Source organism: Streptomyces sp. Ru71 (assembly GCF_002920535.1).
GTDB lineage: Bacteria > Actinomycetota > Actinomycetes > Streptomycetales > Streptomycetaceae > Streptomyces.
The window spans coordinates 109,530-120,910 of record NZ_PQSS01000016.1 but is presented as its reverse complement, the minus strand read 5'-3'; the positions used below and the strand labels follow the sequence as shown (position 1 = coordinate 120,910).

Sequence of the window (11,381 nt, the reverse complement as noted above, 5' to 3'; positions counted from 1 at the left end):
GGACGGCGACCCGGGCCTGGGTCGCCAAGCAGCTGCCCCAGGAGCGCATGGTCACCGGCGCGCGCCTGCTGCGCGGCGGCTGGAGTTCCCAGATGCGCCGGCTGACCCTCGACGACGGCGGCGCCCTGGTGCTGCGCAGCTTCGTCAAGCCCTTCTACCGCCGCCACGCCCGGGGACTGCTGACCCGGGAGGCGTCCGTGCTCGCGCTGCTCGCCGGCGAGGACGGCATCCCCGTTCCCGAACCGGTCGCCGTGGACGCGGGCGCCGAGCACTGCGACCACCCGTCGCTGCTGATGACGCTGCTGCCGGGCCGGGTCCGCATCGACGCCGGCGACGAGGAGGAGCTCGACCGGCGCCTGGACCTGCTGGCCGCGCAGCTGGTGCGCATCCACCGGGTGGTGCCGGCCGAGCGGCCCCGCCGCTGGGAGCCGTGGACGTCGGCCGATCGGGTGCGCACCGCGCCGGGCGCGCTGTGGGAGCGGGCGGTGGACGTGCTGCGCCGGGAGCCGCCGGCCTACGAGGGCTGCTTTCTGCACCGGGACTTCCATCCCGGGAACGTGCTGTTCAGCGGCTCGGGCGCGGACCTGCGGATCAGCGGGGTGGTGGACTGGGTGGAGACGTCGTGGGGTCCGGCCGACCTGGACGTGGCGCACTGCTCCACCGCGCTGGCGCTGCTGCACGGCCCGGAGCACGGGCTCGGCTTCCGGCAGCGGTACGAGGCCCACGGCGGGCGCCGGCTGGCCGACGGCGCCGACCACCTGTACTGGCGGCTGCTGGACGCCCTGGCCTACGCGCCGGACGCGGCGAAGCTCGCCGGCCCGTGGCGTGAGCTGGGCCGCGCGGACCTGACGCCCGAGGTGCTGGGCGGGCGGCTGGAGGCGTATGCCGAGGGGCTGTTGGAGCGCTACGGCTGACGGCGCCGTCCGTGCGCGGTGCCGTTCGGGAGCCGTTGTCAGTGGGGTCCTGGAAGATGGATCAGGAGCACCCGGTGGGGACGGACGGAGGCGACATGGGCGGGCAGGCACGGCACATCGGCGTGGCGGAGCGGCGGGCGCGGCTCGCGGTGCGGCACCGGCTGGCGGGGGCGGCGCGCGCCGGTGGGCCGCAGGAGGTGGCCGACGCGCTGGTCGCACTGCACGGCACGGACCCGGCGACGGTGTATCTCGCGGTGGGCGCCCGGCTGGCGGATCCGGCGGTCACGGTGGCGGAGACGGACCGGGCGCTGTACGAGGAACGGTCGCTGGTGCGGATGCACGGGATGCGGCACACCGTGTTCGTGTTCCCGACGGCGCTGACGGCCGTCGTGCACGCCTCGACCGGTCTGGCGGTGGCCGCCCGGGAGCGGGCCTCGCTGCTGAAGGCCATGGCGGCGGCGGGCGCCCCGGACGCGGCGTGGCTGAAGGAGGTCGAGGAGTCGACGCTGGCCGCGCTGGCCCGGCGGGGCCAGGCCACGGCGACCGAGCTCGCCGAGGACGAGCCGCGGCTGAGAGAGCAGTTCGTCTACGCGCCCGGCAAGAGCTACGAGGGGGTCCACACGGTCTCCTCCCGCCTGCTGCGGGTGCTGGGTGTGGAGGGCAAGGTGGTCCGGGGCCGGCCGCTCGGCTCCTGGACGTCGAGCCAGTTCCGCTGGGCCCCGGCCCCCGAGCATCCCGAGCTCGACGTCGCCGGGGCGCAGGCGGAGCTGCTGCGCCGCTGGCTGGCGGCGTGCGGCCCGGCCACGGAGGCCGACCTGAAGTGGTGGACGGGCTGGCGGGTGACGGAGGTGCGGCGGGCGCTCGCCGCGATCGGGGCGCGGGAGGTGGCCCTGGACGAGGGCGGCGGGTACGTCGTCGACGGCGACGAGGAGCCGTTCGGCGAGGGCCCGGTGGAGCCGTGGGCGGCCCTGCTGCCGGCGCTGGACCCGACGGCGATGGGGTGGCAGCAGCGGGACTGGTATCTCTCGCCCGGTCTGCGCCCGGCGCTGTTCGACCGCAGCGGCAATGTCGGGCCGACGGTGTGGTGGGACGGCCGGGTGGTGGGCGGCTGGGCCCAGCGGCCGGACGGGGAGATCGTGTGGCGGCTGCTGGAGAAGGACGGCGTGGGCCGCGAGGCGGAGGCGGCGATCGCGGCGGAGGCGCAGCGGCTGCGGGGCTGGGTCGGCACGACCCGGGTGACGCCGAGATTCCGCACGCCCCTGGAGCGGGAGTTGGCCGCGTAGCCGACGACGCCGGGCACCGCCCTCGGGGGCGGCACCCGGCGTCGGTCACTGGCGCACCGGATCGGTCTGCGTCACCGGCGCACCGGCGCGGTCGGTCTCACCGGCAGTAGCGCATGAGCGCGCGCACCATGTGGCACGTCGTGTCGGACGGCGGGTGGACGCCGATCGTCTCCGCCATGCCGCGTATCGTCCCGTCGCGGGCCTGGCCCGGCACATGGACACCGGAGTCCAGCAGGGCGATGGCCAGGCGCATCGCCTTCAGGCGCCGGTTGTGCGTGATGTACCACTCGCGCGGACGGCCGGGCGGCAGCGGACGCTTCGTCATGGGCGCGTAGGGCGAGTCGAACAGCACGGGGTGCTGCGCGGTGGACTGGGTCGGCAACGGCTTGCGGGCGGGCTTCGGGTGGAGTGCGGCAGCGGGCACAGGCATCCTCCTGTCGCGGTCAGGGCGTCCCCGGGGGTTCCGGCGATTCCCTCGAACACTGCGTCAATTCTACTGCCCGCCACTGACAATCGCCGGGTCCGTGCGAGCCCAGAAAGCCCCAGGTGAGCAAGGGAATTGCCGCCGCGTCACCCCCGGGTCGACAGAGGCGTGTGAGACGGCGGAAATTCGAACAGAACCTGCCCGGGGTCAGCGCCCCAGCGCACTCAGCACGGCGTCCGCCATGGCCCGCTCCCCCGTGGCGCTACCGGCTGCGCCGGGTAGCGTGGGCGCCATGGAAATCTGGATCAACCCGGCCTGCTCCAAGTGCCGCAGCGCCATCAGCCTGCTCGACGCCGAGGGCGCCGAGTACACCGTCCGCCGCTACCTGGAGGACGTGCCGAGCGAGGACGAGATCAGGGCCGTACTGGAGCGGCTGAACCTGGAGCCGTGGGACATCACCCGCACCGGGGAGGCGGAGGCCAAGGAGCTCGGCCTGAAGGACTGGCCGAAGGACGACTCCGCCCGGGACCGCTGGATCAAGGCCCTGTCCGAGTACCCGAAGCTGATCCAGCGCCCCATTATCACGGCGGACGACGGCACGGCCGTGGTGGGCCGCACGGAGGACGCCGTACGGGACGCGCTGTCCCGGTGAGGCGGCCCAAGTCCAGTGTGACGCAGGCCACTTCACCGGACTCCGTGACTGCTGAGTAACTCCGTTCGGTATCTCGTACATAGCGGCGTACGCTCCCCTACCTCTTCAGGAGGCGCGCATGTCGCGCAGGAGAACGCTCAGCACGAAGAAGAAGCTCGCACTGCTGGTCAGTGCCGCGGCGGTGGCCGGCGGCGGTGCCTTCGCCATGGCGAGCACCTCGAACGCCTCCCCGCCGCCGCGGGCCCTGTCCGCCGACTCGGGCGTCTGTCAGGGGCTCGCCACCGCCCTCGGCAACAACCAGAAGTTCATCGACGGCCAACGGGCCAACCCCGACGCCCAGTCGGAGGCGCGGATCGCCAACCGCCAGGCGGTCATCGAGGAGATCAAGCGCAAGCAGGCGGCGTCCGGGTGCACGGTCGGGGAGTCGGCTCAGGACTCCCAAGCCGGGCAGAACGGACAGCAGGCCGGGCAGCAGGGCCAGGACGGGCAGCAGGCGGGACAGCAGTCGGCGTCGCCCTCGCAGGCCGCCGGCGCGGGAAACGACGCCGGCGGTGCCGCGGCCTCGGGTCAGCAGGTGTGCAAGGGCTCGACCGTGACGCTCTCCGGCGAGGGCGGTGCCCCGGCCGCGTCCAGCAACCAGTTCCCGGCGGGGACGAAGCTGAAGGTCACCAACCTGGACAACAACAAGTCCACGACGGTCGAGGTGACCTCGGTCTCCGGCAGCTGCGTCCTGCTGAACAACGCGGCCTTCGAACAGGTGCGTGAGCCCGGCAAGTTCCTGATCCGCCGGGCCGTGATCGAGAAGGTGGGGTGAGGCCGTAGAACCGACCCGTCGCTTCAGTCGCTCAGGAACCCGCTGAGGCGGCGGCCCAGGTGCGGGGGCGCGGCATGCGGCAGCGCGTGGTGGGAGACATCCGGTACGACCTCCACGTCCGCCCGCGGCAGCAGCGCCGCCGCCCGGGCCGCCACCTCGGCCGGGTCATGGGTCCCGCTGTTCGCGGCCACGAGCAGCAGGACCGGCATGTCCAGGCCCCGCAGCGCCTCGGGCGCCGGGCGGGGGCTGGTCACCGGCTTGACGGAGGGGAAGCCGGTGGCCGCCTCCTGCAACCTCAGCCAGTCCGGGTCCAGGGCGGCCCCCCGGGTCTCCCACGCCAGGAAGGCCCGGGTGCGGCGGGGCGCGGGACGCAGCAGCATCGGCAGCGCGTGCAGCAGGTACGCCGCCTTGTACCCGGCGAAGCACTGGGTCGGGTCCAGGAGGAACAGGCGGCGCACCCGGTGGGGCGCGCGCAGGGCGAAGTGGACGGCGATCCAGGCGCCGTAGGAGTGGGCGCCGAGGTCGACCGAAGCGGGCGCACCGAGGCCGTCCAGCAGCGCCTGGAGCCAGTCGCAGAGGTCGGCGGCCGTGCGGGGGCGGCGGCCGGAGGGCACCTCGCTGCGGCCGGGGGCGCCGGGCAGGTCGACGGCGTACACGCGCCGGGTCCGGGCCAGCTCGGCGGTCTGGGCGTACCAGGAGGCCGAGGTCGCGCCCCCGCCGCCGGGCAGGAGCAGCAGCGGGGGCGCGTCGCGCGGGCCGCAGACGTTGACGTAGGCCGTGCCGTACGGGGTGGGCACCAGGGCCGTCTCCCGGTCGGCCGGCCACTTCGCCATGACCGTGTCGTACGCCGCCCGGAATCCCTCGGAGTCGAACCGTGCGCTCGTCACCGTGTCTTTCCCCCTTCGCTATTATCTCGCTCAGCGAGATTCTTGCCGAGCGAGACGATAGCGGAGGCCGGCCGAGATGTCCCAGGGACCCGAGATGGAGATCGTCCATCTGCTGCGCGCGGTGGCCGTCGAGCTGGGGCTGCACAGCGCCCGCTTCGCCCAGCTGCACGGCATGCACACCACCGACGTGCGCGCGCTGATCGCGCTGCTGGACGCCGCGCGGGCGGGCGAGGAGATGACGGCCGGACGCCTGGGCAGCGCTCTCGGGCTCAACTCGGCCGGGACCACGGCCCTGCTCGACCGGCTGGAGCGGGGCGGGCATGTGCGCCGCACCCGGGGGCGCGACGACCGGCGCCGCGTGGTCGTCGAGGTGGACGAGCGGGCCGTGGAGCTGGGCCAGGCCTTCTTCGGACCGCTCATCGCCCGGACCGTGGAGCTGCTGCGCGGCTACGACGAGGGCGAGCGGGCGGCGATCCGCGGCTTCCTCACGGGCGTGCGGGACGCGGCGGCCGGCACCGGCTAACCGGCCCAACCGCATCGCATACGAGACACGGCACGGACGGCTCCGCCCCGCCACGGCGGCCGCTCTCCGCGCCGGGCCCCGCCCTCACCACGTGAGACGCGCCACACCACCCCCAGGTAACACGGGGTTCACATTCGAGCAATCGACGGGAAATCGCCTGTTGACAGGCTGCCGACATCAACCGCGGCGCCCCAGTGCCGCAGCGCCGCAGCACCCGCAGTGCGCCTGACCCACCCCGAAGGATGTGGCCCCGATGACCTTCAAGGCTGAGTACATCTGGATCGACGGCACCGAGCCGACGGCCAAGCTCCGTTCCAAGACGAAGATCATCCCGGGCTCCCCGGCCGGCCTGGACGCGCTGCCGATCTGGGGCTTCGACGGCTCCTCCACCAACCAGGCCAAGGGCCACTCCTCGGACCGTGTGCTCAAGCCGGTCTTCACCTGCCCGGACCCGATCCGCGGCGGCGACGACATCCTCGTGCTGTGCGAGGTCCTGAACATCGACATGACGCCGCACGAGTCCAACACCCGTGCCGCGCTGGCCGAGGTCGCGGAGCGGTTCGCGGCGCAGGAGCCGATCTTCGGCATCGAGCAGGAGTACACCTTCTTCAAGGACGGCTACCCGCTCGGCTTCCCCAAGGGCGGCTTCCCGGCCCCGCAGGGCGGCTACTACTGCGGTGTCGGCGCCGACGAGATCTTCGGCCGTGACGTCGTCGAGGCGCACCTGGACAACTGCCTGAAGGCGGGCCTGGGCATCTCCGGCATCAACGCCGAGGTCATGCCCGGCCAGTGGGAGTTCCAGGTCGGCCCGCTCGCCCCGCTGGAGGTCTCCGACCAGCTGTGGGTGGCCCGCTGGCTGCTGTACCGCACCGCCGAGGACTTCGACATCTCCGCCACCCTGGACCCCAAGCCGGTCAAGGGCGACTGGAACGGCGCCGGCGCGCACACCAACTTCTCCACCAAGGCGATGCGCGAGGGCTACGACGCGATCATCACCGCCTGCGAGGCGCTCGGTGAGGGCTCCAAGCCGCTCGACCACGTCAAGAACTACGGCGCCGGCATCGACGACCGCCTGACCGGCCTGCACGAGACCGCCCCGTGGGACAAGTACTCCTACGGCGTCTCCGACCGCGGCGCCTCGGTCCGCATCCCGTGGCAGGTCGAGAAGGACGGCAAGGGCTACATCGAGGACCGCCGTCCCAACGCCAACGTCGACCCGTACGTGGTGACGCGCCTGCTCGTCGACACCTGCTGCGCGGCGCTGGAGAAGGCCGGCCAGGTCTGATCCACCCCGTATGCGCCTCAGGGGCGTCCACCGTCGCGGTGGGCGCCCCTCGCGTTGTCAGTGGGGCATGTCATCGTGAGGACATGGAGATCGACGGGGACCTGGCCGTCAAGGCCGAGACGGAGTACGGCGACACACTTCTGCGGCCGTCCGCGGACGGGCTGCGCGACCTGGTGCACCGCGTCGGCGAGCCCGGTGACCGCTGGATCGTGGTGCAGCGGATACCGGACCTGCCACTGGAGTTCGCGCAGGTGTGGCACGAGACGGGCGGTGGCTGGCGGCTCGAACACCGGCGCGGGTGGGACGCGTTCTTCGGTGCGGACCTCACCGACCCCGAGCGGGTGGCCCGTCTGCTGACCGGCTGGGCCCGGCGGGAGCCCGGCTGGGACGCGGGCGTGGAGTGGGTGCCGATCGAGGTGGGACCGCGCGAGGAGGTCCCGCCGCTCGACCCGGAGGTCGCCGCGCGGGCGGAGGAGCATGTCCGGGAGATGCTCGCCGACGGGTATCTGGGCATCCAGCGCCTCGTCCAGGAGACCGTCTACCTGATGGAGGACGCCGTCTCCACGGCTCAGGCACAGCAGATCGTCGAGCGGCTGTGGCTGGAGCGGGTCGCCGAGCAGGAGGGCTGGAGCGGGCCCACCGACCCGGACCGCCTGACGGAGGCGTTCGCCGCGCTGGAGCGGGACGGCATCGTCGCCCGGGAGGACTTCACCTGCTGCCACAGCTGCGGCATGGCGGAGATCGGGGGCGAGGTGCGGGAGCCGGAGAAGACCCGGGGGTTCGTGTTCTTCCACCACCAGGGCACCCGCGCCGCCGCCGAGGGGCACGGACTGTCCCTGTACTACGGCGGGTTCGACGGTTCGGAGGAGACCACGGCGGCGATCGGCCGGGAGGTCGTCACGGCGCTTCAGGCGGCCGGGCTGTCCACCGACTGGGACGGCGACCCGGGCCGGGCCGTCGAGGTCACGCCGCTGCTATGGCGCAGACGCCTGGTGGGGTGAAAGACGCCGGGGTGTCTGCTTCAATGGGAGCATGGCAGGCTTGAGAACGTACGCAGCGACAGGTCGCGATGACCTGGAGCCGTTCTGGCCTTCCCGTCAGCACCACGACTTCGACCGGGTGTGTTGCCGCGCGGTGAACGCGCCGGCCCTCTAAAACCGTCCACGGCTTCGAACGCCCTGGTTCCCGGCCTTCGGCCCGCGCGCATCGAACGTCTTCCCTCGACGGACCTCTCGCGCGAAAGAGCTGACCTCTCATGGCGACCACTCGTTCCCTCAGCACCGCCACCCTGCCCGCCCCCTCCCCCGCCCCGGTCCCGGCCGCCCGCCACCGGCTGCGAGCCGTCGACCGGGACGAGGTCGTCGACGTCGCGGACTTCCTGCCGCCGGGCGCCACCTGGCTGCCGGCCCCGCAGCACGCCCTGCCCACGCTGCCCGGCCGGCCGCCGATGGTCGGCTACCTGGTGCTCGTCCCGGCCGACCAGCAGCCGCCGTTCCTGCCGGTGGCCGTCCCGGACCAGCCCGAGCAGCCGGAGCAGCAGGCCGGTCCCGACGCGGACGAGCCGCTGGTGCGGATCGACACCGTGCGGCGCACCGCCTGGGTCGAGGGGCGTGAACTCGACCTGACCTACCTGGAGTTCGAGCTGCTCGCGCATCTGGTGGCCAATCCGCACCGGGTGCACACCCGCGACCAGCTGGTCACCACGGTGTGGGGCTACGGCCACGTGGGCGACGGCCGTACCGTCGACGTCCACGTCGCCCGCCTGCGCCGCAAGCTGGGCGCCGAGCACCGCAAGGCGATCCAGACGGTGCGCCGCGTCGGCTACAAGTACGCGCCGCCCACCGGCCGCTGACCGTTCTGCCTCCGGCAGAGCGCGGTTCCGCCCCGCCTCCGCGTCCGGCACAGTCGGCGGTATGAGACTTCTGGTGCTGGGCGGTACGGAGTTCGTGGGGCGGGCCGTGGTCGAGGCGGCCCTCGGCCGGGGCTGGGAGGTGACCGTCTTCCACCGGGGCCGGCATACGGCCCCGGCCGGGGCGCGGTCCCTGCACGGCGACCGCACCTCCCCCGACGGCCTCGCCGCCCTGGCGGAGGCGGACGGCACCTGGGACGCCGTCGTCGACACCTGGTCGGCGGCGCCCCGGGCGGTGCGGGACGCGGCGCGGCTGCTGCGGGACCGCGTCCCGCGGTACGTGTACGTCTCCAGCTGCTCGGTGTACGCCTATCCACGGCCCGCCGGATACGGGGAGGACGCGACGCTCGTCGACGGCGCGTCCGCCGACGCCGGGCAGACCGACTACGCCCGCGACAAGCGGGGCGGTGAGCTGGCCGCCGCCGCGGAGTTCGGCGCGGACCGCTCGCTGCTGGTGCGCTGCGGTCTCATCCTCGGACCGTACGAGAACGTCGGCCGGCTGCCGTGGTGGCTGAACCGGATCGCCCGCGGCGGCCCGGTGCTCGCCCCCGGCCCCCGCGAGCTGCCCCTGCAGTACATCGACGTCCGCGACCTCGCCGAGTGGACGCTCGGGGCCGTGGAGCAGGAGCTGAGCGGACCGTACAACCTGATCAGCCCCCAAGGCCACGCCACCATGGCCACCTTGCTGGAGTCCTGTGTGCGGGCCACCTCGGGACCGGCCGAGCTGCGCTGGACCGACCCCGGCACGATCCTCGACGCGGGCATCGAGCCGTGGACCCAGCTGCCGGTGTGGGTGCCGCCGGACGGCGACCTGCACGACGCGCTGCACGCAGCGGACGTCTCCCGGGCCCTCGCCACGGGCCTGCGCTGCCGGCCGGTCGGGGAGACCGTCGCCGACACCTGGCGCTGGCTGCGCGATCTCGGCGGTGTGGCTCCCATGCGCCCGGACCGCACGGCCAAGGGGCTGGACCCGGAGGTCGAGGCGAAGGTGCTCGGCACCACGCACCCGGCCTGACCGGTAACTCCGCTGATTTCCCCGGGGCTTTGAACACATCCGCGGCCACTCGCGTATCAGAGGGCGCCGTTTTCACCCTTCGGGCGCCTCGCTGCCGCCCCGCAAGCCCCGCAAGGAAGTCAGAGGAGTTCCATGGGACGCAACACACGAAAACGCCGTTCGTCGATGGCCACCAAGGCCGTGGCCGCTTCGGCGGCCCTAGCGCTCGGCGGGGGCGGGCTGCTGTGGGCGAACTTCTACGCGTCGGCCCACGAGTCGCACGACTCCTGGCAGAGCCGCACGAAGTCCGCCTCCGCCCAGGTGGCGACGATCTCCTGTCCGGACGTCGGCCAGCAGCTCACGGACGTGCCGGGCCAGGCGCGCACCGAGGTGGACGGTGAACTGGCGAACCTGGACCGCCAGATCACCGACGCCTACCAGCGGCTGGCGACCACGCGGGACGCGCAGGCCCAGGACGCGAGCTTCGTGCAGAACTCGATCCTGCAGCCGCTCAAGGACCGGCGGCAGGCGATCATCGACCGCATCCAGCTGGAGATCAACCGGGTCGGCGGCAACGCCCCCGACCGCCTGGACGACCTCGCCGGCTGCACCGCCAGCCCCGCCGACCAGCCGCAGACCACCGACGGCCAGAACGGCGACGGCCAGAACGGAGACGGCCAGCAGCAGAACGGGCAGAACGGAGACGGCCAGCAGCAGGGCGGCCAGGACAACGGCGGTCAGCAGCAGGGCGGCCAGAACAACCAGGGCCAGGCCGGCAACGGCCCCTCCGCCGCCGACTTCGTCGACATCACCACGGTCCAGCCGAACGTCCCCGCCAAGCCGCGCAACGGCCGCAACGCCTCCACCGGCGTCTTCGTCACCCGCTGCGGTGTGAACGCCAACGGCAACCACAACACCGACAACGTCATCGTGGCCCCGGGCGTCAAGAACGGCGCCCACCACCTGCACGACTACGTCGGCAACCAGTCGAACGACGCCTTCGCCAACAACGACACCTTCGCCGGGGCCGAGACGACCTGCCAGAACCAGCAGGACAAGTCGTCGTACTACTGGCCGGTGGTGCGGGTGCAGGACGGCACCCAGGACTTCGACCAGAACAACGACGGCGGCGGCAAGGAGGGCAACGTCGGCAAGATCCTGGTGGCCCGGCAGGCGCAGATCAAGTTCGTCGGCAACCCGACCAGCAAGGTCGTCGCGATGCCGCAGTTCCTGCGGATCATCACCGGTGACGCCAAGGCCTTCACCAACGGCCCCGGCAACGCCAACGCGCACTGGAGCTGCACCGGCTTCGAGAACAAGGTGCAGCTGACCGACAAGTACCCGATCTGCCCCGACGGCAGCAGCGTGGTGCGCACCTTCGCCTTCCAGTCCTGCTGGGACGGCCAGAACATCGACAGCGCCAACCACCGCACCCATGTCGCCTTCGCCGACGCGAACGGCCGCTGCCAGAACGGCTTCAAGGCGATCCCGCAGCTGACCATGCGCCTGGTGTACGACGTGCCGGCGCCGGTGATCGAGAACGGGCAGGTGAAGAACGCCTACGCGGTCGACGGCTTCCCGGAGCAGCTGCACAAGGCGATCACGGACCACGACGACTTCATCAACGTGATGTCGGCCGGCCTGAACAGCAAGATCGCCAGCTGCCTCAACCGGGGCCAGAAGTGCCAGTGACCTG

Annotated in this window: 12 protein-coding genes; 10 read left to right on the top strand and 2 right to left on the bottom strand. The window is 72.7% G+C overall.

The genetic code is table 11. The annotated features are described in order from the left end of the window. On the top strand, positions 1–914 hold a 914-nt coding region (locus tag C3489_RS13170), incomplete at its 5' end, for a phosphotransferase family protein (protein ID WP_146075315.1). Between the two features lie 95 nt (positions 915–1,009). Continuing rightward, entirely contained in the window at positions 1,010–2,197 is a 1,188-nt protein-coding gene (locus C3489_RS13165; RefSeq protein ID WP_103781965.1) for a winged helix DNA-binding domain-containing protein, read from the top strand. A gap of 97 nt (positions 2,198–2,294) precedes the next feature. On the opposite strand, the gene C3489_RS13160 is transcribed toward C3489_RS13165, so the two are convergent. Further along, complete coding sequence (locus C3489_RS13160) at positions 2,295–2,621, bottom strand: hypothetical protein (protein ID WP_103781954.1); 327 nt, start codon at positions 2,619–2,621, stop codon at positions 2,295–2,297. Positions 2,622–2,913: 292 nt separating this feature from the next. On the opposite strand from C3489_RS13160, the gene C3489_RS13155 reads away from it, so the two are divergent. Beyond that, entirely contained in the window at positions 2,914–3,273 is a 360-nt protein-coding gene (locus tag C3489_RS13155) for an arsenate reductase family protein (RefSeq protein WP_181139653.1), read from the top strand. Positions 3,274–3,391: 118 nt separating this feature from the next. Continuing rightward, complete coding sequence (locus tag C3489_RS13150; RefSeq protein WP_103781952.1) at positions 3,392–4,087, top strand: hypothetical protein; 696 nt, start codon at positions 3,392–3,394, stop codon at positions 4,085–4,087. Between the two features lie 23 nt (positions 4,088–4,110). On the opposite strand, the gene C3489_RS13145 is transcribed toward C3489_RS13150, so the two are convergent. Beyond that, positions 4,111–4,920 carry an alpha/beta fold hydrolase gene (locus C3489_RS13145; RefSeq protein ID WP_103781964.1) on the bottom strand — a complete coding sequence of 270 codons (810 nt, stop codon included), beginning with the start codon at positions 4,918–4,920 and terminating at the stop codon, positions 4,111–4,113. Positions 4,921–5,050: 130 nt separating this feature from the next. On the opposite strand from C3489_RS13145, the gene C3489_RS13140 reads away from it, so the two are divergent. From C3489_RS13140 to C3489_RS13115, 6 genes are all read left to right on the top strand, one after another. Then, positions 5,051–5,497: a MarR family transcriptional regulator gene (locus C3489_RS13140; RefSeq protein WP_103781951.1), complete on the top strand. Its 447-nt coding sequence runs from the start codon at positions 5,051–5,053 to the stop codon at positions 5,495–5,497. Between the two features lie 253 nt (positions 5,498–5,750). After that, positions 5,751–6,782 (top strand): glutamine synthetase, encoded by a 1,032-nt coding sequence (glnII, locus tag C3489_RS13135; RefSeq protein WP_103781950.1) that lies wholly within the window; start codon positions 5,751–5,753, stop codon positions 6,780–6,782. 83 nt (positions 6,783–6,865) lie between these two features. Next, on the top strand, positions 6,866–7,783 hold the full coding sequence (locus C3489_RS13130; protein WP_103781949.1) for a DUF6891 domain-containing protein: 918 nt from the start codon (positions 6,866–6,868) through the stop codon (positions 7,781–7,783). Positions 7,784–8,037: 254 nt separating this feature from the next. Beyond that, entirely contained in the window at positions 8,038–8,634 is a 597-nt protein-coding gene (locus C3489_RS13125; RefSeq protein ID WP_103781948.1) for a winged helix-turn-helix domain-containing protein, read from the top strand. A gap of 61 nt (positions 8,635–8,695) precedes the next feature. Next, positions 8,696–9,706 (top strand): NAD-dependent epimerase/dehydratase family protein, encoded by a 1,011-nt coding sequence (locus C3489_RS13120; RefSeq protein ID WP_103781947.1) that lies wholly within the window; start codon positions 8,696–8,698, stop codon positions 9,704–9,706. A 132-nt stretch (positions 9,707–9,838) separates the two neighbouring features. Continuing rightward, positions 9,839–11,377 (top strand): DUF1996 domain-containing protein, encoded by a 1,539-nt coding sequence (locus C3489_RS13115; RefSeq protein ID WP_103781946.1) that lies wholly within the window; start codon positions 9,839–9,841, stop codon positions 11,375–11,377. Positions 11,378–11,381: the final 4 nt, after the last annotated feature.